This is a genomic window from Sphingomonas sp. AC435, assembly GCF_979253005.1.
Genome location: NZ_CEEDCJ010000002.1, coordinates 173,858 through 196,501, shown reverse-complemented (window position 1 = coordinate 196,501; position 22,644 = coordinate 173,858). Strand labels below are relative to the sequence as shown.

Sequence of the window (22,644 nt, the reverse complement as noted above, 5' to 3'; positions counted from 1 at the left end):
CTGCGATGACGGCGGAGCCATCGATAGCGGGAAGCGACCCCGAAGGCGCGCCGCGCCTGCTGTCGCTGGACGTGCTGCGCGGGGTCGCGATCCTCGGCATCCTGTTCATGAACATCAACGAGATGGGCGGATCGATCTGGGCATCCTGGGTCGAGCCGCGGCATTTCGGCTGGACGATCGCGGACCGCAGCGTTTGGGCGGTGCGCGACGTGCTGGCGGAGGGAACCGCCCGCGCACTGCTGGAGATGCTGTTCGGGGCGGGCATGGTGATCCTGACCGATCGGACGGCGGGGCAGGTGGGCGAAAGTTTGGTGGTACGCCGCTACGTCCGGCGCAATCTGGTGCTGCTGGCGTTCGGCATCGTGCACATGCTGGTGCTGCTGTGGCCGGGGGATATCCTGCACAGCTATGCGCTGGCGGCGCTGATCGTCGTCTGGTTCCGACGGCTGAAGCCAGGCCAGATGCTGGCGATCGGGCTGTGGCTAACGGTGACGGAGCTGATCGCCAACGGCGTGGCGCTGATCGATCCGGGCACCGCTATCGTGGCGATCGATCACGCACGCGACATCGTGCTGGAGGATGCGGCGCGGACGAGCGACTTCGCCGGATGGGCTGGGGCGCTGTGGCGGATCGAGGCGGTGCTGCTGCGCGCGGGCGAGATCGAGACGGTGCTGGAGGCGGCGGGTACGATGCTGATCGGTGCGGCGCTGTTCCGGTGGGGCGTGTTGCAGGGCGGCCGGCCGCGGCGCTTCTACGCGGTGCTGATGATGGTGGGATATGCCGTGGGGTTGCCGGCGCGGATCGCGGGCGTGACGGCGGAACTGGCCGGGCGGGATGCCGGGCCAGCGGTCGACATGCTGTACGAGGTGGCACGTCTGGCGACGACGCTGGGGCATATCGGGCTGCTGCATCTGTTGCTTGGCAGCGCCCTCGGTGCGCGACTGCTGCGGCCCTTTGCGGCGGCGGGGCGGACGGCGTTGACGCTGTACGTCGCGCAGTCCGTCGTGTGCCTATGGTTGCTGTACCCGCCATTCGCGCTGGGACTGTACGGGGAGCAGGGGTGGGCCGCGATGATGGCGACCGCGCTGGCGGTGAACGCGGTACTGCTGGTGGTGGCGAACTGGTGGGTCGCGCAATTCCGGATCGCGCCGGTGGAGTGGGCTTGGCGATCGCTGGCGGAGGGGTGGCGGTTGCCGCTTCGGTAGGGGGGCTCTACGCTCACGACCTTCCGTTCGCCTTGAGGCTGTGGAGCGACTTTGGCCACGAGCGTCGAGGCTTGCGGTCAGGTGGCTTCGACAAGCTCAGCCCGAACGGCTGGGGGGCGACGACGGCGTAGTATACTGATCTCGCCGCGCGCTGGGCCGCGCCCGAAGGGTGAGGGTACTCGTCCTTACCCTTCAGGCGCTGCGCTCCGCCCTCCCTCTCCCGAGGGGAGAGGGAATAGAAGGGATTACTGGTCGAGGAAGCTGCGCATCTTGCGGCTGCGGCTCGGGTGCTTGAGCTTGCGCAGCGCCTTCGCCTCGATCTGGCGGATGCGTTCGCGAGTCACCGAGAACTGCTGGCCGACCTCTTCCAGCGTGTGGTCGGTGTTCATGCCGATGCCGAAGCGCATGCGCAGCACGCGCTCCTCGCGCGGCGTCAGAGAGGCGAGGACGCGGGTCACCGTTTCCTTGAGGTTCGCCTGGATCGCCGCATCGACCGGGATGACCGCGTTCTTGTCCTCGATGAAGTCGCCGAGGTGCGAATCCTCCTCGTCGCCGATCGGCGTTTCGAGCGAGATCGGCTCCTTGGCGATCTTCATCACCTTGCGGACCTTCTCGAGCGGCATCGAGAGGCGCTCCGCCATCTCCTCGGGCGTGGGCTCGCGGCCCTGCTCGTGGAGGAACTGGCGGCTGGTGCGGACCAGCTTGTTGATCGTCTCGATCATGTGGACCGGGATGCGGATGGTCCGCGCCTGATCCGCGATCGAGCGGGTGATCGCCTGTCGAATCCACCACGTCGCGTACGTGCTGAACTTGTAGCCGCGGCGATATTCGAACTTATCGACCGCCTTCATCAGGCCGATATTGCCCTCCTGAATCAAATCCAGGAACTGAAGGCCGCGGTTCGTGTACTTCTTCGCGATCGAGATCACGAGACGCAGGTTCGCCTCCACCATCTCCTTCTTGGCGATGCGCGCCTCGCGCTCGCCCTTCTGGACCATATTCACGATCCGGCGGAACTCGGTAAGCGCCATGCCGGTCGCCTGCGCGATCTCGCCGATCTCGTTGCGGATGCGATCGACCGACTCGCTCTCGTTCGCGACGAAGGCGGACCATTTCTTGTCCATCTTGCCGAGCGACTGGAGCCACGTGTCATCCAGTTCGTGCCCGACATAGCGGTCGAGGAAGTCCTTGCGTGGCACCTTGTGGCGCTCCGCCAGACGCAGCATCTGGCCACCGAGCGCGGTGAGGCGCCGGTTGAAGGCGTAGAGCTGATCGACGAGATATTCGATCTTGGCGTTGTGGAACTGGACGCTCTCGACCTCGGCGGTCAGTTCCTCGCGCAGCTTCTGGTACTTGCGCTCGTCGGCCGCGGACATGTCGCTACCGGCCGACATCGAGTCGAGCCGGGCCTGCTGAAGCTTCGAGAATTTCTTGTAGAGCGCGGTGATGTTGGCGAACCGCTCCAGCGCGATCGGCTTGAGCTGCTCCTCCATCTGCGCGAGGCTGAGGGTATTGTCCTCTTCCTCGTCGTCGGACGGACGCGGCGTGCGACGCTCGGTCAGGTCGTCCTCGTCGTCGGCGGACGCCTCTTCCTTGACGTCCTCCTCTTCCTTGAAGGACGCGCCGGCGGTCTTCTCGCTGATCTCGTCGCCTTCGTCCTCGGCCCCCTCGACCTGCTCGGCCGACGGACCCTTGGACAGCATCGCGTCGAGGTCGAGGATCTCGCGCAACTGCATCGTGCCTTCGTTGAGCGCGGTCGACCAGTCGATGATCGCGTTGAAGGTGATCGGCGATTCGCACAGACCCAGGATCATCGTGTCCCGGCCGGCCTCGATCCGCTTGGCGATCGCGATCTCGCCCTCGCGCGACAGGAGCTCCACGGCTCCCATCTCGCGCAGGTACATGCGGACCGGATCGTCGGTGCGATCGATCGTCTCCTTCTTCTTTTCGGGAAGCGCGGTGTCGGTGGACTCGCCCTCCGCCGCCTCCGGCTCGTCGCCGTCGTCCGCGCGCTCCTCGGTCTCGCCGTCCTCGCCCGCTTCCTCGTTCTCGACGATGTTCACGCCCATTTCGTTGAGTGCGGACATCGCGTCCTCGAGCTGGTCGGAGGACATCTGGTCCTGCGGCAGCGCCTCGTTGAGCTGGTCGTAGGTGATGTAGCCGCGCTTCTTCGCGCGGGCGATCAGCTTCTTGATGTTGGCGTCATTGAGATCGATGAGCGGCGCGTCGGTCACCTCGACGCCGCCATCATCACCACCGCTGCCGTTCGACTTCGCCATTAATTACCCTCGGGTCCCGATAACCGGGCGTCTTCGTGCGCCTGACATAGGTTTGCAAGCCGCAATTCCAACGCCTGTTTCTCTCTAACCAATGCCACTTGTCGCTCGAACGCCTCGTCGGTGAAGCGCGCCTGCATCGCCGAGGTCGCCTCGGCCAGCAGTGCATCGACCTCCGGCCGGGCGATCAGGATGGCGATCGCCTCGTCCAAGTCTTCGCGGACGCGAACTGTATCGGCCGTCTTGCGTGTGAACGAATAGGGCATCGTGTCGGCGCGGAGGAGATCGCTGGCGATCCCCTCGAAACCGGATCGTGCCAATATGGTGACGAGGCGCGCGCTATCAAGCTGGCGGTCCTCCAGCGCGACGTCGACCACCGCCTCGAACAGCCGGCCGAGCGCGCCGTCGGCCAGTTTCAGGCTGCCGAGCACCTCCATATGGCGTGCGATCTCCGCGGGATGGCGGATCAGGCCGGCGAGCACCGCCTTGGCCAGCACGCGGTCGATCCCGGCGGCGCGCACGGCCTTCGCATCCTGCGTGACGGGCAGGGGGCCGGGTCGCCACGGCTGTTTGCCACGCTGGAACGGCACGAACGGCTTGCGCTGCGGCGTGACCTGCGCATCGGCGCGGCGGCGGAATTCGGCGAGATATTCGGACTTCACCGCGGGATCGGCGATGCTGTTGGCGAGGTCCGACAGGCGGCGCTTCAGACCGGCGCGCTGCTCCGGCGTGTCGAGCGGTTCGGCGGCGACCTCGCTCTGCCACAGTCGCTCGACCAGCGGCTCCGGCTTGGCGAGCAGCGCTTCCATCGCGGCTGGGCCGCCCTGCTTGACGAGGTCGTCGGGATCCTGACCCTGCGGCAGGGTCACGAACGACAGGCTGCGGCCCGGTGCCAGCATCGGCAGCGCGCGGTGCGCGGCCCGGTGCGCGGCCTTCTGTCCGGCGGCGTCTCCGTCGAAACACAGGATCGGCACGTCGACCATTCGCCACAGACGTTCCAGCTGCGCCTCGGTCAGCGCGGTGCCGAGCGGCGCGACCGCCTCGTGGATGCCCGCCTGCGACAGGGCGATGACATCCATATACCCCTCGACCACCAGCACGCGGCCGGTTTTGCGTGCGGCGGGGGCGGCGCGGTCGAGATTGTAGAGCGTGCGGCCCTTGTCGAAGAGCGGCGTGTCGGGCGAATTGAGGTATTTCGGCTCGCCCTGATCCAGAATGCGCCCGCCGAACGCGATCGTCCGGCCGCGCGCGTCGCGGATCGGGATCATCAGGCGGCCACGGAACCGGTCGTACGGCTCCTTGCCCTCGACCTGGATCAGCATGCCGGCCTCGACCAGTAGCGGATCGCCATATTCCTTCAGCGCCGTCTTGAGCCGCCCGCGCGAATCGGGCGCGAAGCCCATGCCGAACGTGCGAGCCGTTTCCTGAGAGATGCCGCGCCGGTCGAGCAACGCGCGCGCGTCGTTGCCGGACAGGCCGTTAAGTTGCTCCGTGAACCAGATGGCGGCGTCGGCCATGACCTCGTGCAGGCCCTTGGCGCGCTCCGCCTTTTCCGCGGACTGACGGTCCTGCGCGGGCATCTCCAGCCCGGCCGCCTGTGCCAGTTCCTTGACCGCGTCGATGAAGGGCAGGCCGCGCTGATCGGTCATCCACCGGATCGCGTCGCCATGCGCGGAGCAGCCGAAGCAGTGGTAGAAGCCCTTGTCGTCGTTGACGTAGAAGCTGGGCGTCTTCTCGTTGTGGAACGGGCAGCAGCCACGCATCTCGCGGCCGGCCTTTTGCAGCTTCGTGGTCTTGCCGATCAACGCCGACAGCGACGTGCGCGCGCGCAGTTCGTCGAGGAAGGCGGGCGACAGGCTCATGCGACGACGCCCCTCGCCACGTCTTCCGTTCGTCCTGAGCTTGTCGAAGGACATGCAGCCCGCGACCGGGAGAGTTGGACGACTCGTTCCCAATCACCCGCGATCAGCGCTTCCTTCTTCGCGCGGCTCCAGCCCTTGATGCGTCTTTCGCTTTCCAGCGCCTCCAGCCGGCTCGGGAAGTCCTGTGCCCATGCAAAGGTGATCGGCTGCCGCCGGGCGGTGTAGTCGCAGCCTCGTCCTGCCATGTGCTGCGAAACCCGCGCATCCAGATTGTCCGTGTGACCGGCGTAGAAGCTGCCATCGCCACAGCGGAGAAGATACGCCCAGAAGACCATTGCGCTCCGCCTGCCACAGAGGCGCGATTCGGTCGAGATGTTTGCGCTCGACGCATGTCCTTCGACAAGCTCAGGACGAACGGGGAGGGGCAAGCTCAGAACGAGTGGGGAGGGATGGCTCCTCCCGCCAAGGGAGAAGCCATCGACGAGACCCCTACGCCAACGCTGCCTTCACCAGCCCGCTGGCCTTCGCCATGTCCAGGCTCACGGCGTGACGTGCCTTCAGTTCGGCCATCACCCGGCCCATGTCCTTCATGCCGGTCGCGCCGAGATCGGCCTTGATCGCCTCGATCGCGGCCGTCGTCTCCGCATCGCTCATTCGCGCGGGCAGGAAGCGTTCGATCACCGCGACCTCCGCGGCTTCGGCGGCGGCGAGTTCGGGGCGGTTGCCGGTCTCGTACATCGCGATCGATTCGCGGCGTTGCTTGACCATCTTCTGCAGCACCTCGACGACGAGTGCGTCGTCGTCATCGGGGGCCTTGCCCTCCCGACTCTGCGGCGCGCGGGCCTCGATGTCGCGGTTTTTGATCGCGGCCTGAATCAGGCCGATCGCGGCGCGGGATTTCTTGTCGCCGGCCTTCATGGCGGCGATCTGGGCTTGCTTGATGTCGTCTCGAATCATGGTGGCGCGGCCATAGCAGATTGACGGGAGGGGTGGGCGAGTTTAGCGGGCGGGGCTTAGCGACATCGTAGATCAACCAACGGAGTGCCCGCCGCATCATGGCCGAGCCCACGCCTTTCGTCATGCCCGCTAAACCAGACGGCGCCACCGGTTGTCTCGTCCTCGCCAGTGGCGACGTGCTGTGGGGCCGCGGCTTCGGCGCGGAGGGGCATGCGGTGGGCGAAGTGTGCTTCCACACCGCGATGACCGGCTATCAGGAGATCATGACCGACCCGTCCTTCGCGGGTCAGATGATCGCCTTCACCTTTCCCCATATCGGCAATGTCGGCGCGAACCCCGACGACGTCGAGGCGGACGGCCCGCACGCGCTGGGCATGATCGTGCGCGAGGACCCGACCGCGCCGTCGAACTTCCGCAGCATGGAGCGGCTGGACGGATGGATGGCGCGGCATGCCCGCATCGGCCTCGCCGGGATCGACACGCGCGCGCTGACGCGTCGTATCCGCACCGGCGGCGCGCCCAACGGCGTGATCGCGCATTCGGCGGTGGGCGAGTTCGATCTGGAAGCGCTGCTCGGCATCGCCCGCGCATGGCCTGGGCTGGAAGGCATGGACCTCGCCAAGGCCGTCTCGCGAGAGACGCAGGGCGGGTGGGGCGGTGGCGTCTGGCGGCTGGGCTTCGGCTATGACGACGCGGTCGGCGAGGAGTCGCGACCGCACGTCGTCGCGATCGATTACGGCAGCAAGCACAATATCTTCCGCAACCTCGTTCATGCGGGAGCGAAGGTGTCGGTGGTCCCTGCGACCGCCAGTTTCGACGAGATCATGGCGCTGAGGCCGGAGGGCATTTTCCTCTCCAACGGCCCCGGCGACCCCGCTGCGACCGGCGAGTACGCGGTACCGGTGATCCGGCAGTTGCTCGACACGAAGCTGCCGCTGTTCGGCATTTGCCTCGGTCACCAGCTGCTGGGTCTGGCGGTCGGGGCGACCACGACCAAGATGTTCCAGGGTCACCGCGGTGCGAACCACCCGGTCAAGCGGCTGAGCGATGGCGCGGTCGAGATCACCAGCATGAACCACGGTTTCTCGGTCGAGCGGGACTCGCTGCCCGCCGGTGTGACGGAGACGCACGTGTCGCTGTTCGACGGATCGAACGCCGGGCTGGAGCTGGACGGAGGGCGGGCGTTCAGCGTGCAGTATCACCCGGAAGCGTCGCCGGGACCGCAGGATAGTTTCTATCTGTTTGAGCGGTTTGTGGGGTCGCTGGTAAAGGCAGCATGAGCTTCTTGTTTGCCTTGGCGATCCAAGGAGCGATCGCTAAATCCCGCGTGGACTTGAACCAGTCTCAGCTCAATATCATGAGCGATGCGTGTAAAGCCCCACGCCAGTGGCTCGTTCATCTCGGAGGCGAAGCGATACGATTTCGCCCTTCGCCTAACGCAAAGTACAAAAGAATAGACTGCGTGCTCAAGCGTCTCCGCGTGAGTATGGCCCCGAAGAAGCTCGGCTTTATCGGCAACGAACAGCTTTCGGAAGATAAGTAATGCCCAAACGCACCGACATCTCCTCCATCCTCGTTATCGGCGCGGGGCCGATCATTATCGGGCAGGCGTGCGAGTTCGATTATTCGGGCACGCAGGCGATCAAGGCGTTGAAGGAGGAGGGCTATCGCATCGTTCTCGTCAACTCCAACCCCGCCACGATCATGACCGATCCCGAGCTGGCCGACGCCACCTATGTGGAGCCGATCACGCCCGCGGTGGTGGCGAAGATCATCGAGAAGGAGCGGCCCGACGCCGTCCTGCCGACGATGGGCGGGCAGACCGCGCTCAATACCGCGTTGGCGCTGTTCCGCGACGGTACGCTGGAGAAGTTCGGCGTGCAGATGATCGGGGCCGATGCCGACGCGATCGACATGGCGGAGGACCGGCTGAAGTTCCGTGACGCGATGGACCGGATCGGGCTGGAAAGCGCGCGCTCGGCGATCGCGCACACCGAGGCGGAGGCGCTGGAGGGGCTGGAGAAGGTCGGGCTGCCGGCGATCATCCGGCCGAGCTTCACGATGGGCGGCTCCGGCGGCGGCATCGCGTACAACCGTGCCGAGTTCATCCAGATCGTCCGCAACGGGCTCGACCTGTCGCCGACGACCGAAGTGCTGATCGAGGAGTCGCTCCTCGGTTGGAAAGAGTATGAAATGGAGGTGGTGCGCGACCGCAAGGACAACGCGATCATCATCTGCTCGATCGAGAATGTCGATCCGATGGGCGTCCACACCGGGGACTCGATCACCGTCGCGCCGGCGCTGACGCTGACCGACAAGGAATACCAGATCATGCGCAACGCATCGATCGCGGTGTTGCGCGAAATCGGAGTGGAAACAGGCGGTTCCAACGTACAGTTCGCGGTCAATCCGAAGGACGGCCGCCTGATCGTCATCGAGATGAACCCGCGCGTGTCGCGGTCGTCGGCGCTTGCATCGAAGGCTACCGGCTTCCCGATCGCCAAGGTCGCGGCGAAGCTGGCGGTCGGCTATACGCTCGACGAGATTGAGAACGACATCACCGGTGCGACGCCGGCCAGCTTCGAACCAACGATCGATTACGTCGTCACCAAGATCCCGCGCTTCGCCTTCGAGAAGTTCAAGGGCTCCGACCCCTTGCTCGGTACCGCCATGAAGAGCGTCGGCGAAGTCATGGCGATCGGCCGCAATATCCACGAGTCGATGCAGAAGGCCTTGCGCGGGCTGGAGACTGGACTGTCCGGCTTCAACGAGGTCGCGCATCTGGTCGGCGCACCGCGTGCGCAGATCGAGGCGGCACTGGCGACCGCGACGCCGGACCGGCTGCTGGTCGCGGCACAGGCCCTACGCGAGGGCTTCACCGTCGCCGAGGTTCACGCGATCGCCAAATACGACCCGTGGTTCCTGGAGCGGATCGCGGAAATCGTCGCGGCCGAGGCTGAGGTCATGGCGAACGGCCTGCCGATCGACGCGCCGGGCATGCGCCGGCTGAAGGCGATGGGCTTTTCCGACAAAAGGCTGGCGTGGCTGGCGCTGCAATCCGCCAATTTGCGCGGCATGAACCGCGGCATTGCGCGCGGATCGGGCCTGATCCACGAGGTCGTGAAGGCGATGACCGGTGGGGTCACCGAGGACGAGGTGCGCGCGCATCGGTTGAAGCTGGGTGTCCGCCCGGTGTTCAAGCGCATCGACACGTGCGCCGCCGAGTTCGATGCGAAGACGCCGTATATGTACTCGACCTACGAGGCGCCGACGTTTGGGGAGCCGGAGGACGAGAGCCAGCCGAGCGAACGTCGCAAGATCGTCATTCTTGGCGGTGGACCGAACCGGATCGGGCAGGGGATCGAGTTCGATTACTGCTGCTGTCATGCGTGCTTTGCGCTGGCGGATGCCGGGTTCGAGACGATCATGGTCAACTGCAACCCGGAAACGGTCAGCACCGACTACGACACGTCCGACCGCCTGTATTTCGAGCCGCTGACCGCGGAAGATGTGCTGGCGATCCTCGACGTCGAGAAATCGCGCGGCGAGCTCGTCGGCGTGATCGTGCAGTTCGGGGGGCAGACGCCGCTGAACCTCGCGCGGGCGCTCGAGGCGGCAGGTATCCCGATCCTCGGCACCTCGCCGGCGGCGATCGATCTGGCAGAGGACCGCGAGCAGTTCGCGGCCCTGGTCAACCGGTTGAAGCTGTTGCAGCCGTCGAACGGCATCGCGCGCAGCCGCGATGAGGCGATCAATGTCGCCGCGCGAGTGGGCTATCCGGTGCTGATGCGGCCCAGCTTCGTGCTGGGCGGGCGGGCGATGGAGATCGTCGAGGGCCCGGCGCAGCTCGACGATTACATCCAGACCGCCGTGCAAGTGTCTGGTGACGCACCGGTTTTGATCGACCAGTATCTGCGCGACGCGATCGAGGTGGATGTCGACGCGATCTGCGACGGTGACGATGTCGTGGTCGCCGGCGTGTTGCAGCATATCGAGGAGGCTGGCGTCCATTCGGGCGACAGTGCCTGCTCGATCCCGCCCTACAGCCTGCCCGTCGAGATCGTCGAGGAGATCGAGCGGCAGACGGAGGCGCTCGCACGCGCATTGTCGGTCGTCGGGCTGATGAACATCCAGTTCGCGGTAAAGGACGGCAAGGTCTACCTCATCGAGGTGAATCCGCGCGCCTCGCGGACGGTGCCGTTCGTGGCGAAGGCGATCGGCACCCCCATCGCCAAGATCGCGGCGCGGGTGATGGCCGGCGAGAAGCTGCGTGACCTGCCGACGATCGATCGCAACATCGCGCATGTCGCGGTGAAGGAGGCGGTGTTCCCCTTCTCGCGCTTCCCCGGCGTCGATCCGGTCCTGTCACCGGAGATGCGATCGACCGGTGAAGTCATGGGTATCGCGGGCGATTTCACGACGGCCTTCGCGAAGGCGCAGCTGGGTGCCGGGACCGTCCTGCCGACGAAGGGCGCGGTGTTCGTCAGCGTCAAGCCGGGCGACAAGCCGCACATCGTCCCCGGTGTCGAGGCACTGCTGGAGGCGGGCTTCACGATCGTGGCGACGGATGGCACCGCGGATTTCCTAATGCGCGCCGGCCTGCCGGTCGAACGGGTCAACAAGGTCGCGCAAGGTCGGCCGCATATCGTCGACCGCATTGCGGATGGTGGCATCGACCTGATCTTCAACACCACCGAGGGCTGGCAATCGCTGAAGGATTCCAAGCCGATCCGTCAGGCGGCACTGGCCGGGCGCATCCCGTATTTCACGACGGCCCCGGCCAGCGTGGAAGCGGCGCGGGCGATCCTGGCGTCGCAACGGGATGCGGGCGGGGGTGTCCTTGAAGTCAGGCCCCTTCAGTCCTATTATTCGCAGTCGCACGACTGATCCCGGACATAACGACGTGACGTGTGCGGGCGATCCTGACGGGTCGTCCCGGGAATAGGAATTGGGGAACGAGATCATGGCGACCGTCGAGAAGATGCCGATGCTGCAGGAGGGCTACGAAACCCTCACCGCGGATTTGCGGCGTCTGAAAGAGGAGCGCCCGTCCATCGTCGACGCGATCGAGGAAGCCCGCGCTCACGGCGATCTGTCGGAAAACGCGGAATATCATGCCGCCAAGGAGCGTCAGGGCCAGATCGAGGCGTCGATCGCCGATATCGAGGACAAGCTGTCGCGCGCGCAGATCATCGATCCGCGCGACCTGTCGGGTAACAAGGTGGTGTTCGGCGCGACGGTGACTCTGCTCGACGACGACGACAAGCCGGTCGTGTACCAGATCGTCGGCCAGACCGAGGCGGACGCCAAGCGCGGCCGTATCTCCTACAACTCGCCGCTGGGCCGGGCGCTGATCGGGCGCAAGGTCGACGAGGAGGTCGAGGTGTCGGTGCCGGCGGGCGACCGCTATTATGTCGTCTCCAAGATCGCGTTCATCTGACGTCATGAGCGACTGGCGCGAGTGGCGGGTGACCGCGGTGCTGACCGTGGTCACGCTGGTCGTGTCGGTATTGTTGATCCTGACCGGCGACATTCCCGTCGCGGCGATCGAGGCGGGGTTCATCCCCGGCCGGATCGGCGGGGCGGTGCCGGTCGATCATGTCTTCCTGGTGCCGGACTGGTTGACGCCGCTGACCGCGACGCTGATCCACGGCGGCTGGGCGCATGTCGCGCTGAACCTCGTGATGCTCGTGTTCTGCGGCCAGCAGGTCGAGCGGGCGCTGGGTCCACTGGCAATACTGGTGCTGTACGGGGTCGGCGCCTATCTCGCGGCGGCAGGGCAGTGGGCCTTCGACCCTGCGTCGCCGATGCCGATGATCGGCGCGTCCGGTGCGATCTCCGCGATCATCGCGGCGTATGCGCTGTTATATGGCGAGCGACGCGCGCGGCGGATGGGGCCGGTATCGGCGAACCTCGTGCATGCGGCGTGGTTGGCGGCGGCGTGGATCGGCATCCAGTTGCTGATCGACCTCGCCGGCATGGGTGGCGTGGCAGTGGCGATCGGTGCGCACATCGGCGGGTTCGTCGCAGGGCTGCTGCTGACGCGGCCATTGCTGATCTGGCGATACCGGGGAGCCTGAGCGGATCCTGCGGCGGCAGGGTCGCTCATGCTGGCTCCCCGCTTGATCTCCAACTTCACCGGTCGACTATTTGAGCTGTGGTTCTGCAACCAGTCGGGAGCGACCGTGACGGTGACGGGCTGTGTATGCTGACGAACCCGACGTCGATCCGAGGCCGCGCCGTTTTCCGATACGCGGCTCCGTCGACGATCAGCCGGCAGGCTTGACGGCATCCGGCTCCAGCAGACGGTGCAGGTGCACGACCACGAACCGCATCTCGGCATCGTCGACTGTGCGCTGCGCGGCGGCGCGCCAAGCCTTTTCGGCGCTGGCATAATCGGGGAAGATGCCGACCACGTCGAGATTGGCGGGATCGGCGAAATCGAGAGTCTGCGGGTTGGTGACCCGGCCGCCGAAGACGAGATGGAGCTTACTCATGGCCGCATCCCTTAGCGGCTGGCGGCGGGGGAATGAACCCCCGCCGTAGCTGCATCAGACGGTTTCGGACGACTGCGCCGACGCGTCCGCATTCTTCGCGGACTGCGCGGCGGCGCTGCCCGCGCTGACCAGCGCTTTCTTGACGCCATCGAGCAGGTCCTTGCCGCGATCCTTGGCCGCGCCCGGCGTCAGGCCGGCCTGATCCAGTTCGCTGCGGCCGGCTTCTTTGGCGGCGGCGAACGCCTGACGCGCGGTGTCGGAAATACGCTTGCCGACGGGGGCGAGCAGTTCCTTTTCCCGTGCGCTGCGCGGCACCAAGGCGCCGACGAGCGCACCGACCGCGAGGCCACCGGCGAGAATGGCGAGCGGATTGGTCTCGATCTCGCTCGCGGCACGGTGCACCGCCTGCTTGGTCGTCTGTTTCGACGTGGCGAGCGCCTCCGATGCCTTGTCCCGCGCATCGTGCAGCGTCTGTGCGGCGGCGGCGCGGGCGTCCTCGAAGGTCGAATGCGTGTCGTTGGGCTGGTCGGTCATGGCTCGGTTACCTCGATGGAATGGGCTTCGGAATGGGCGATGGGTTGCGCGGGGACGGGCCTGCGGACGCGGCGACGGCGGAAGAACCGGGCAATCGGGCCGCTGACCAGCAGCAGGCCCGTGGCGGCGGCGGCCCCGGCGATGATGCCGGGATTGCGACGGGCACCCTCCGCGCCGGCACGGACGGCGGACAGTCCGGCGTCCTTCGCCTCTTCGGCCAGGGCCTTGGGGTCGAGCTTCGCCTGAAGCTGTGCCACGGTGCCGGACAGACGCTCGCGGGCGAGCGCGGCTTCCGCCTCGGCGGCGAGCAGGTCGAGTTTGGGATTGCTCATACGCTACGCTCCGGTCCCGCGAGGCGGCCCTTGCCGACGATCCCGAGAATGGCGGCGAGCAGCAGCACGACGCCGACGACGATCAACGTCGCCCAGATCGGGTGAAGTACGGTCGCCAACGCCATGATGAGGCCGACCAGCAGCGCGACCAGCGCCGCCAACCCCAGCACCCCCGCGATCGCGAAGAACACGATCGCGGATTTGTAAGCGCTGACCCGCTCGCCCGCCTTCGCCTTGTACAAGGCGACTTCGGCCGAGACGAGCGTCCGGCTTTCATCGACCAGCCGCCCGACGAGCGTCGTCACCCCCGGTTGTTCCCCGAACATGACGGATCAGGCCCGATCGTCGAGGCCGGACTGGAACAGTCGTGCGACGACGAAGCCCAGAGCGGCGGCCGCGCCGATTGCCACCCCGGGACTGGCGCGCACGAAGCCACGCGCATCCTCCAGCAGGTCGTCGACATCCTTGTTCTTCACCGTCTCGGCGAAGCCCTGCACCTGATCGGCGGCTGTCCGAGCATACTGGCCGTATTGCGCACCGAGCTTGTCGTCGACCTGACCGGCTGCATCGATCAGCAGTTGCGACAGCTGGTCGAGCGCCGAACCGGCACGCGCCTTGCCATCATCGGCATACGCGCGCAGCTTTTCGGTGGCCTGCTGGCCGACCTTGCCCGTCGTATCGCGGATCGCCTGCTTGGCGGTTTCGGTCTTGCTGGTGGTGGTGCCCGTGTCGTCCGAAGCGGGCGCGAATTCCACGCCTGCGTCCTTCAGCGGTTCCGCTGGCTGAAAGGCCGTGCTGGCGGGCGGGGTTACGATGTCGCCGTCGCTGATCGGCTTGAGGTCGTCGTCGGCCATGTGTGTTCCTCCGTTACCACGCTTCAACAAAACCTATCCCCACCGGTTCCCTGCTGGCAAACCAGGCATGCACGGCGTGGCGATTGCCCACGTCGCGGCACGGCTCTACAGCACCGCGCGAACGATACGCTGCCAGGAGCGCCCAGTGACCGCCATCATCGACATCCACGCCCGCCAGATCCTCGACAGCCGGGGCAATCCCACCGTGGAAGTCGACGTGCTGCTGGAGGATGGCAGCTTCGGCCGCGCGGCCGTGCCGTCGGGCGCGTCCACCGGCAAGCACGAGGCGGTCGAGAAGCGCGACGGCGACAAGAGCCGCTGGGGCGGCAAGGGTGTGGACGACGCGATCGAGGCGGTGAACGACGAGATCGCCGACACCGTGCTGGGCATGGACGCGGAGGATCAGGCCGATCTGGACCGCGCGATGATCGAGCTGGACGGCACCGAGAACAAGGGCCGGCTGGGCGCGAACGCGATCCTGGGCGTCAGCCTCGCGGTGGCCAAGGCGGCGGCGGAGGCGCGCGGTCTGCCGCTGTACAAATATGTCGGTGGTGTCTCGGCGCATCTGCTGCCGGTGCCGATGATGAACATCATCAACGGCGGCGAGCATGCCGACAACCCGATCGATTTTCAGGAATTCATGGTGATGCCGGTCGGCGCGCCGAATATCCTGGAGGCCGTCCGTTGCGGCTCCGAAATCTTCCACGCGCTGAAGAAGGCGCTGCACGACAAGGGACTGGCCACCAGCGTCGGTGACGAGGGCGGTTTCGCCCCGAACATCGCCAGCACGACCGAGGCGCTGGACTTCATCATGCGGGCGATCGAGACGGCGGGCTACACCCCCGGCGACGACGTGATGCTGGCGCTCGATTGCGCGGCGACCGAGTTCTACAAGAACGGTCGGTACGACATCAGCGGCGAGGGCAAGGTGCTCGGCAGCCACGAGATGGCGGAGTATCTGGCGGACCTGACGCGTCGCTATCCGATCACGTCGATCGAGGACGGTATGAGCGAGGACGATTGGGAGGGCTGGAAGGCGCTGACCGAGGCCGTGGGCGACACGGTGCAGCTGGTCGGCGACGACCTGTTCGTGACTAACCCCAAGCGGCTGAAGCAGGGCATCGACGGCGGTTACGCCAACTCGATCCTGGTGAAGGTCAACCAGATCGGCACGCTGACCGAAACGCTGGAGGCGGTGTCGATGGCGCAGCGTGCGCGCTACACGGCGGTGATGAGCCACCGTTCGGGCGAGACCGAGGATTACACGATCGCCGACCTCGCGGTCGCGACCAACTGCGGCCAGATCAAGACCGGCAGCCTGTCGCGCAGCGACCGTTTGGCGAAGTACAACCAGTTGATCCGCATTGAGGAAGAATTGGGCGATGCCGCGCGTTATGCCGGTCGTGACATCCTGATGGGGGCGCGATGAAGACGCGGGAATCCACCTTCCGGAAGACGCTGCGCCGTGCCGCCGTCCCGGCGCTGGCGTTGACGGTGCTGGCGTTTTTCGGGGCCTACGCGATCCTGGGGCCGAACGGGGTACTCGCGTATGGGGACTATAAGCGGCAGCTCGCCAAGCGGGAAAAGGACTTTGCGGTGCTCGACAAGCGCCGCGAGGTGCTGCGCAACCGCGTGGCGTTGCTCAATCCCGATCACGCCAACCCGGACATGGTCGACGAAATGGTCCGCAAGGAACTGAACGTCGCTCATCCCGACGAGGTGATCGTCCCGCTCGATCCGAAATAGCGCGGACTACAGCCGCGGCAGGGTCACGCCGCGCTGGCCCATATATTTACCTGCGCGGTCGGCGTAGCTCGTCTCGCACGGCTCGTTCCCTTGCAGGAACAGAAACTGGCACGCGCCCTCGTTGGCATAAACCTTGGCGGGCAGGGGCGTGGTGTTGGAGAATTCGAGCGTGACATGGCCTTCCCAGCCCGGCTCCAGCGGAGTCACGTTCACGATGATCCCGCACCGCGCGTAGGTGGACTTGCCGAGGCAGATCACCAGCACGTCGCGCGGCACCCGGAAATATTCGACCGTCCGCGCCAGCGCGAAGCTGTTCGGCGGAATGATGCATACGTCGGTCTTGCGATCGACGAAGCTGTTGGCGGCGAAGTTCTTGGGGTCGACGATCGCGCTGTCGACGTTCGTGAAGATCTTGAACTCGTCCGCGACGCGGGCGTCATAGCCGTAGGACGACAGGCCGTAGCTGACGCAACCGTCGCGACGCTGCGACTCCACGAACGGCTCGATCATCGCATCGGCGAGCGCGCGCTCGCGAATCCAGCGGTCGGACATGACGGACATCGGTCGGGCTCCCTTTGCCGTCGCTCATCGCGGCAAGGGCGGGGCGGGGCAAGGGGGGATCGGCGGCGTCAGCGCGTCGACGGAGCCGTCCAGCCGGGAGGCGTACGGTCGGCGATGCGGTTTACCGGCGGTGGCGTCACAATGCTGCGACCGAGATAATCCGACAGCGCATCGACATCGGTGATGCCCTGTCCGGGGACGTCCCGACCGACCACGAAACTGGTAAACCCATCGCCGCCCACGGCGAGGAAGTTGCTGACCGACACACGATAGCGTTCCGTATCGATGAGCGGACGCCCTTGAACGACGACGTCGATGACCCGCTGCCCCGCGGGGCTGGAGCGATCGAAGGCGTAGGTCATGCCCGCCACGCTGAGGACCAGCGTCTTGCCCCCCATGTCGAACTGCTGTTCCAGCACTGCGCGTAGCTGGGCGCCCGTAAATTCGCGGACCATCAGCACGTTGCCGAACGGCTGCACCGCATAGGCGTCGGCGAAGGTGACCGCACCGCCATCACCGATCTTCAGGTCCGTCCGGATGCCCCCGGGGTTCATGAACGCCACCTGCGCGCCGCCATTCTCCGGCACGCTCATGACGGCGAGTTGCGCGTCGGCGACGAGGTTGCCGAGTTCCGTCTCGTACCGGCGTGGTGGCCCATCCTTCGGTGCAGGCGCACGGGTCATGTGGCCGACCACGCGCTCCGCCAATGGTCCGGATGCGGTCACGTAGCGATCCACGATCTTGCCCACGACCGGGTCTGCCGCGAAGCGGGGCACGGCGTCGGACAGCCCTACGGTGCGTCCGTCGACCTCGAACGCCTCGCCCTGAACGATGACGTTACGGGCGCTGCTGTCGATGAGGCGCTTGCTGTGTGGATCGAACCGCAGGGCCATATCGGTGACGATCGACCCGAACTTGCCCGCGCTGGTCAGCAGCAGGGGGCGGCTGACGATGTTGGGACAGATATACGCCTTATGCGTGTGCCCCGAGACGACGACCTGGATCGCCGGGTCGAGCCGCTTCGCGATGTCGACGATGGGTCCGCTCAACCCTGCACATGCATTGGGATCGGTTTCCGGCTGCGGATATCCGCCCTCGTGGACCAGCAGCACGATCGTGTCCGCCCCCGCTTTCCGCAAAGCCGGGACGAGACGGTTGGCCGTGTCGGCTTCGTCGGCGAAGTGGATGCCGCGAATGGCGGTAGGGCTGACCAACGTGTTCGTCGTACGCGTGGTCAGGCCGATGAAGCCGATCGTGACCCGCCGCGATCCTTGGCCGAAGGTCCGTATGGCGGTGGCGGGGAGCAGGCTCGCCCCGTTTTCCATGATGGTGTTGCCGGCCAGATACTGGAAGCGTGCGCCCCCGAATTTCTCCAATCGACAGGGCAGGGGGGTGGCGTTGCGGGCGCAGCCGCCTTTCTGGAGCCGCAGCAGTTCCGTCGTGCCGCGGTCGAACTCATGATTGCCCACCGCATTCAGATCGACGCCGATCGCGTTCATCGTCGCGATCGTCGGCTCGTCGAGGAAGATCGACGAGGGTAGCGGGCTCGCCCCGGTCATATCGCCGGCCGACACGGTGATCGAGTTGGGATGCGCGCGCCGCAGGCTGGCGATGGCGGACGCGAGATACGCCGCGCCGCCGGCCGGGACCGGCGTCTTCCCGTCGGGCGCGGTGATCGCCAGATGCGGCGGCTGGAGATTGCCGTGGAAATCGTTGATCGCGAGGATGCCGACCTCGATCGGGGCAGCGCCAGTGCGCGCGACTAGCGCCGCACAGCCGGGCAGGGCGGCGAGCATGGGAAGCAGCAGCGTGGTGAAGCGGCGCGCTGTCATGGCGGTCTCGATATCGTCGGGGGTATCGGCCGCGCCTCTAGCGACAGTTCGCCGGGATCGCCAGAGGGTTGCGGCGGGTGCCGGGCAGCCTGCGTGCCGGTCCGTTTTGGCCGCTGAGCCGCCGTGTCATCCCTGCCGCCGGGCTCGTCCCGCACCGCGAGCTAACCGGCGATCGAGTGTCGAGAACCGTGGATGCCGCTACCAGCGGCATGATGAACACGTTTTAAGTTCAATGCAGGACCGGGGGAGTGAAATCGCGCCAGCCATTCGGCAAGCGAATCCTCTCCGCCCACAGGAACCGCAACGAAAAAGGGCGGCCCCGCGGGACCGCCCTCCATCGTTCGCGGGAAGCGAAAGGATCAGCGCTTGGAGAACTGGAAGCTACGACGGGCCTTCGCCTTGCCGTACTTCTTACGCTCGACCGTGCGGCTGTCGCGGGTCAGGAAGCCCGCGGCCTTCACCGGCGCGCGCAGGATCGGCTCGTACTTGGTCAGCGCCTGGCTGATGCCGTGCTTGACCGCGCCGGCCTGACCCGACAGGCCACCACCCTTGACGGTGCAGACCACGTCGTACTGGCCCTCGCGCTCGGTGATGCCGAACACCTGGTTGATGACCAGACGCAGCGTCGGGCGGGCGAAATACACTTCCTGATCGCGACCGTTGATCGTGATCTTGCCCGAACCCGGCTTCACCCAGACGCGGGCGACCGCATCCTTGCGGCGACCGGTGGCATAGGCGCGGCCCTGCTTGTCGATGATCTGCTCACGCAGCGGCATCGTCGGCGCGCGGGGCGCCTCGACCGCACCCGACATATAGTCGTCGGCCTGCTGAGCGGACGTGTCGCCCGACTGCGGAGCGGGGGCCGGCGTCTGCGTCAGCGCGGCCAGATCGGCGAGGGACTGGCGGTTGTCGGTCATTATGCGCCCACCTTGTTCTTGCGGCTCATGCCGGCGATATCGAGGACCTCGGGGTTCTGCGCCTCGTGCGGGTGCGCTTCGCCCTTGAAGATACGCAGGTTGCGCATCTGCTCGCGACCCAGCGGGCCGCGCGGGATCATGCGCTCCACGGCCTTCTCCAGAACGCGCTCCGGAAAGCGGCCCTCGAGCACCTTGGCGGCGGTCACGCCCTTGATGCCGCCGGCATAGCCGGTGTGCTTGTAATAGATCTTCTTGCCGGCCTTGTTACCGGTGAAGCGGACCTTGTCGGCGTTGATGACGATGACGTTGTCACCGCAATCGACGTGCGGGGTGAACGACGTCTTGTGCTTGCCGCGCAGGACGTTGGCGATCACCACGGCGGCGCGACCGACCACCAGGTCGGTGGCGTCGACGATGTGCCACTTCTTCTCCACCTCATGCGGCTTGGCCGACTTGGTGGTCTTCATGAGCGCCTTCATGGGCGTAGACCTTTCAAACAAGAGCGCGCCGCTTCCAGAAGGAGCGGCGCGGACCGGGAGCCATTCGTGGAAAGTTGCCCGGAAGTCAAGCAATCCGCCACATTGCTGACGGGTATCACAATACCAGAGGTGTTCTGACGGTCAGGTCCGCCGCCGGCCGATCGCATGCGCCGCGGCGACGCTGGCGATCAGCAGCAGCGCCGCATTCGCCTGATGCGCGACCGCGATGCCGATCTGCACGCCACTGAGCAGCGTAGAGATGCCGAGCGCGATCTGCAGCCCGACCAGCACCACGACCATCCCGGCCGCCCCGCGTGCGCCGACGCGATTCGCCCGCCATGCCAGCGCGACGAGCGCGGCGGCGGCGGCGAAGGCGAACCAGCGGTGGATGAATTGCACGACAATCGGGTTGTCGACCGCGTTGCTCCACCCCGGCGACAGCATCGGCACGCCGGCGGGGAACAGCGAATCGCCCATCAGCGGCCAGCTTGCGAAGGCGTAACCGGCGTCGAGCCCGGCGGTGAAGGCACCATAGACGATCTGCGCGAACAACGCCGCCAGCGCCAGTGTCGCCACCGGCGCGAGGCGGGCGGGCGCCGCCATGCGGTTGCCGTGCAACGCCATCAGGTCGAGCGCGGTCCAGACGATGCCCGCCAGGATCACGAGCGCCGTCGTCAGGTGAACCGCCAGCCGGATGTGGCTGACATCGGTCCTCACCGACAGGCCCGAGGCAACCATCCACCAGCCGATCGCGCCCTGAAGCCCACCGAGCGCCAGCAGCGCCGTCAGTCGCCAGCCATAGCCGGCGGGGATGCGCCGCCGCACCGCGAACCAGATCAGCGGCAGCGCGAACGCCATGCCGATGACGCGGCCAAGCAGGCGGTGCAGATATTCCCAGAAGAAGATCGCCTTGAACCCGGCGAGCGTCATGTCCTGATTGAACGCGGTGTATTCGGGAATGCGGCGGTAATTGGCGAACTCCGCCTGCCACTGCGCATCGTTCAGCGGCGGCACGATGCCGCTGATCGGTTTCCACTGCGTGATCGACAGCCCCGACTCGGTCAGCCGCGTGATGCCGCCGACGATCACCATCGCCACGATCAGCGCGGCGACCGCGTACAGCCAGCGCGCCACCGCGCGCGGGCGGGTGGACGAGATGAATGCGGCGCTGACCTGAAGCATGGGCGCGTTTACCGCAGCTTATCTCGTCGGCCAAGTGTCACAGGTTTCCGCATCCACCCAGTAAAGGAATATTTAGCCCAAATCGGTTTAATCCCGGCATCGGACTTGATGGGGAACATCGTGGTACAACAAGGCGACGTGGCGATTGCACCGGAGAGTGATCCGCGATGGCGGACACTCGTATCGGGTGAGCGGAAATTCGAATATCGTTGTCTGGCGCTGAGGATCATGATGATCCGCATCCGCGGCGCCTACGAGCGAGACGCGTCGTCTTTGCAGGCGCTGGTGGCCGAACTCCGGCAGTTCTTCGTCGCGAACCTGCGGTTTGCTGCACCCGATTACGAGTCGATCTTTGCTGGAGCCGCACGATGAACGCCATGACCTTCCACCGATCGCTGCACGGCGTTGCCGAAGTCGCCGGCATGATCGAAGCCGGGGCTATGCTGCTCCTGGCCGGCGACGAGCGGCTGTTGCGCGAACTTCCCCGCGGCGACTGGATCGGCGGCACGATCCCCTATTTCATGACCGCCGAGCATGGCGGCATCCACGACGCGGAGCGCATCTTCGTTGCGCGCCTGCCGGCGTCGGCCAGTATCGCGCACCAGGCGATCTATGACGCCGACGCGCTGCCGCACTTCGCCGCCGACGGTGCGAACAATGGTTTCAGCGTGATCCTGCTGCCGTCGCAATCGCCGGTGCACAGCCGCTTCGCGATCGAAGGTACGGAGTGGAAGGGGCTGTTCGACCGGCCCGTCGTCGGATGGGTGACGGGCGTCGCGCTCGACCGTGTCGGCATCGATTCCGCCAAGGTCTTCGACGGCCGTACCGGTCGAGTATCGGATTCGGCCGCCGCCGTGATGCACGTCGCGCTGCCCGACACGGTGTTTGCCAAGGTCGATATCGTCAACCTGTTCGAGCAGGGCGATGGCGAGACGCTGACGTTCGACGAGCCCGGTTTCTCCACCGAATGGGTGCGTGTCGACGGGGAGCGGATGCGGCTCGTCGACTTCATCGCCGATCGCGGGATCGACACGCGCCTGCCGTTGGTCGCCGACTATAACGGCGCGGCGATCAACGTGGCGATCGCCCGGATCATCGACGACGAGGGCCGGGTCGAATTCTTTGCACCGGTCTTCGCCGGCATGGCCTATCGCTTCGCCAAGCCGATCGGCCACTATCCGACCCAGTTCGAGGCGGCGGTGGCCGGCATGGAGACGGCCCCGACGTTCAGCTGCAATTGCGTTCTGAACTACGCCTATGCCGATCTGGAGGGGCAGCGAACGGGGACGATCACCGGACCGATGACGTTCGGGGAAATCGCCTACGTCCTGCTCACGCAAACGATGGTGCACCTGACCATCGAGCAGGGCTGAACCGCTCCGACGCCAGAGAACCGCTCCGACGCCAGAA

24 protein-coding genes are annotated in these 22,644 nt (G+C 66.2%); 10 read left to right on the top strand and 14 right to left on the bottom strand.

From position 1 onward, the window contains the following. Nucleotides 1-5 precede the first annotated feature (5 nt). Nucleotides 6-1,205, top strand: a complete 1,200-nt coding sequence (locus tag AC0CH8_RS04545) for a DUF418 domain-containing protein (RefSeq protein WP_465238877.1) — start codon at nt 6-8, stop codon at nt 1,203-1,205. Between the two features lie 245 nt (nt 1,206-1,450). Here the strand turns inward: AC0CH8_RS04545 and rpoD are convergent, their stop codons facing one another. The 4 genes from rpoD to AC0CH8_RS04525 form a co-directional block, all read right to left on the bottom strand. Further along, nucleotides 1,451-3,484: an RNA polymerase sigma factor RpoD gene (rpoD, locus tag AC0CH8_RS04540; RefSeq protein WP_465238876.1), complete on the bottom strand. Its 2,034-nt coding sequence runs from the start codon at nt 3,482-3,484 to the stop codon at nt 1,451-1,453. Beyond that, the gene (gene dnaG / locus AC0CH8_RS04535; RefSeq protein WP_465238875.1) at nt 3,484-5,343 is read right to left on the bottom strand and encodes a DNA primase; all 1,860 of its coding nucleotides are present in this window, start codon (nt 5,341-5,343) and stop codon (nt 3,484-3,486) included. The genes rpoD and dnaG overlap by 1 nt, the downstream gene beginning before the upstream one ends. After that, on the bottom strand, nt 5,340-5,678 hold the full coding sequence (locus AC0CH8_RS04530; RefSeq protein ID WP_465238874.1) for a GIY-YIG nuclease family protein: 339 nt from the start codon (nt 5,676-5,678) through the stop codon (nt 5,340-5,342). Before AC0CH8_RS04530 ends, dnaG begins: the two co-directional genes overlap by 4 nt. Nucleotides 5,679-5,832: 154 nt before the next feature. After that, the gene (locus tag AC0CH8_RS04525) at nt 5,833-6,300 is read right to left on the bottom strand and encodes a GatB/YqeY domain-containing protein (protein WP_465238873.1); all 468 of its coding nucleotides are present in this window, start codon (nt 6,298-6,300) and stop codon (nt 5,833-5,835) included. Between the two features lie 98 nt (nt 6,301-6,398). On the opposite strand from AC0CH8_RS04525, the gene carA reads away from it, so the two are divergent. From carA to AC0CH8_RS04500, 5 genes are all read left to right on the top strand, one after another. Next, nucleotides 6,399-7,580, top strand: a complete 1,182-nt coding sequence (gene carA / locus AC0CH8_RS04520) for a glutamine-hydrolyzing carbamoyl-phosphate synthase small subunit (RefSeq protein ID WP_465238872.1) — start codon at nt 6,399-6,401, stop codon at nt 7,578-7,580. After that, nucleotides 7,577-7,843, top strand: a complete 267-nt coding sequence (locus AC0CH8_RS04515) for a hypothetical protein (protein WP_204194192.1) — start codon at nt 7,577-7,579, stop codon at nt 7,841-7,843. The genes carA and AC0CH8_RS04515 overlap by 4 nt, the downstream gene beginning before the upstream one ends. Beyond that, a complete protein-coding gene (gene carB, locus AC0CH8_RS04510) occupies nt 7,843-11,187 on the top strand; it encodes a carbamoyl-phosphate synthase large subunit (RefSeq protein WP_465238871.1) in 3,345 nt (1,114 codons plus the stop codon). The genes AC0CH8_RS04515 and carB overlap by 1 nt, the downstream gene beginning before the upstream one ends. Before the next feature lie 76 nt (nt 11,188-11,263). Beyond that, the gene (gene greA, locus AC0CH8_RS04505) at nt 11,264-11,740 is read left to right on the top strand and encodes a transcription elongation factor GreA (RefSeq protein ID WP_465238870.1); all 477 of its coding nucleotides are present in this window, start codon (nt 11,264-11,266) and stop codon (nt 11,738-11,740) included. Nucleotides 11,741-11,744: 4 nt separating this feature from the next. Further along, nucleotides 11,745-12,380 (top strand): rhomboid family intramembrane serine protease, encoded by a 636-nt coding sequence (locus tag AC0CH8_RS04500; protein WP_465238869.1) that lies wholly within the window; start codon nt 11,745-11,747, stop codon nt 12,378-12,380. 189 nt (nt 12,381-12,569) lie between these two features. Here AC0CH8_RS04500 and AC0CH8_RS04495 read toward each other — a convergent pair whose 3' ends face one another. From AC0CH8_RS04495 to AC0CH8_RS04475, 5 genes are read right to left on the bottom strand one after another with little or no spacing between them, the layout of a single operon-like run. Then, nucleotides 12,570-12,797, bottom strand: a complete 228-nt coding sequence (locus AC0CH8_RS04495) for a DUF4170 domain-containing protein (protein WP_204194179.1) — start codon at nt 12,795-12,797, stop codon at nt 12,570-12,572. A 54-nt stretch (nt 12,798-12,851) separates the two neighbouring features. Further along, entirely contained in the window at nt 12,852-13,331 is a 480-nt protein-coding gene (locus tag AC0CH8_RS04490; protein ID WP_465238868.1) for a hypothetical protein, read from the bottom strand. Continuing rightward, the gene (locus AC0CH8_RS04485; RefSeq protein WP_465238867.1) at nt 13,328-13,663 is read right to left on the bottom strand and encodes a DUF3618 domain-containing protein; all 336 of its coding nucleotides are present in this window, start codon (nt 13,661-13,663) and stop codon (nt 13,328-13,330) included. The genes AC0CH8_RS04490 and AC0CH8_RS04485 overlap by 4 nt, the downstream gene beginning before the upstream one ends. After that, nucleotides 13,660-13,968 carry a phage holin family protein gene (locus AC0CH8_RS04480; protein WP_465238866.1) on the bottom strand — a complete coding sequence of 103 codons (309 nt, stop codon included), beginning with the start codon at nt 13,966-13,968 and terminating at the stop codon, nt 13,660-13,662. The genes AC0CH8_RS04485 and AC0CH8_RS04480 overlap by 4 nt, the downstream gene beginning before the upstream one ends. A gap of 27 nt (nt 13,969-13,995) precedes the next feature. After that, nucleotides 13,996-14,517, bottom strand: coding sequence for a hypothetical protein (locus AC0CH8_RS04475; RefSeq protein ID WP_204194172.1), 522 nt, complete (start codon nt 14,515-14,517; stop codon nt 13,996-13,998). A 145-nt stretch (nt 14,518-14,662) separates the two neighbouring features. Here AC0CH8_RS04475 and eno point away from each other — a divergent pair, with 145 nt between their 5' ends. Both eno and AC0CH8_RS04465 read left to right on the top strand, forming a co-directional pair. Next, nucleotides 14,663-15,946 (top strand): phosphopyruvate hydratase, encoded by a 1,284-nt coding sequence (eno, locus tag AC0CH8_RS04470; RefSeq protein WP_465238865.1) that lies wholly within the window; start codon nt 14,663-14,665, stop codon nt 15,944-15,946. Then, the gene (locus AC0CH8_RS04465; protein WP_204194169.1) at nt 15,943-16,263 is read left to right on the top strand and encodes an FtsB family cell division protein; all 321 of its coding nucleotides are present in this window, start codon (nt 15,943-15,945) and stop codon (nt 16,261-16,263) included. The genes eno and AC0CH8_RS04465 overlap by 4 nt, the downstream gene beginning before the upstream one ends. A 6-nt stretch (nt 16,264-16,269) precedes the next feature. Here AC0CH8_RS04465 and dcd read toward each other — a convergent pair whose 3' ends face one another. The 5 genes from dcd to AC0CH8_RS04440 form a co-directional block, all read right to left on the bottom strand. Beyond that, nucleotides 16,270-16,824, bottom strand: a complete 555-nt coding sequence (dcd, locus tag AC0CH8_RS04460) for a dCTP deaminase (protein WP_055847979.1) — start codon at nt 16,822-16,824, stop codon at nt 16,270-16,272. Between the two features lie 68 nt (nt 16,825-16,892). Next, nucleotides 16,893-18,656 (bottom strand): bifunctional metallophosphatase/5'-nucleotidase, encoded by a 1,764-nt coding sequence (locus tag AC0CH8_RS04455; RefSeq protein ID WP_465238864.1) that lies wholly within the window; start codon nt 18,654-18,656, stop codon nt 16,893-16,895. Between the two features lie 359 nt (nt 18,657-19,015). Then, nucleotides 19,016-19,573: a 30S ribosomal protein S9 gene (gene rpsI / locus AC0CH8_RS04450; RefSeq protein WP_465238863.1), complete on the bottom strand. Its 558-nt coding sequence runs from the start codon at nt 19,571-19,573 to the stop codon at nt 19,016-19,018. Further along, nucleotides 19,573-20,052, bottom strand: a complete 480-nt coding sequence (gene rplM / locus AC0CH8_RS04445) for a 50S ribosomal protein L13 (RefSeq protein WP_082474823.1) — start codon at nt 20,050-20,052, stop codon at nt 19,573-19,575. The genes rpsI and rplM overlap by 1 nt, the downstream gene beginning before the upstream one ends. 141 nt (nt 20,053-20,193) lie before the next feature. Continuing rightward, nucleotides 20,194-21,234: a COX15/CtaA family protein gene (locus AC0CH8_RS04440; protein ID WP_204194166.1), complete on the bottom strand. Its 1,041-nt coding sequence runs from the start codon at nt 21,232-21,234 to the stop codon at nt 20,194-20,196. Between the two features lie 108 nt (nt 21,235-21,342). Between AC0CH8_RS04440 and AC0CH8_RS04435 the strand changes: the two genes are divergently transcribed. Together AC0CH8_RS04435 and AC0CH8_RS04430 are read left to right on the top strand one after the other, a co-directional pair. Then, a complete protein-coding gene (locus AC0CH8_RS04435; RefSeq protein ID WP_465238862.1) occupies nt 21,343-21,606 on the top strand; it encodes a hypothetical protein in 264 nt (87 codons plus the stop codon). Then, the gene (locus AC0CH8_RS04430; protein WP_465238861.1) at nt 21,603-22,607 is read left to right on the top strand and encodes a DUF6976 family protein; all 1,005 of its coding nucleotides are present in this window, start codon (nt 21,603-21,605) and stop codon (nt 22,605-22,607) included. Before AC0CH8_RS04435 ends, AC0CH8_RS04430 begins: the two co-directional genes overlap by 4 nt. Nucleotides 22,608-22,644 lie beyond the last annotated feature (37 nt).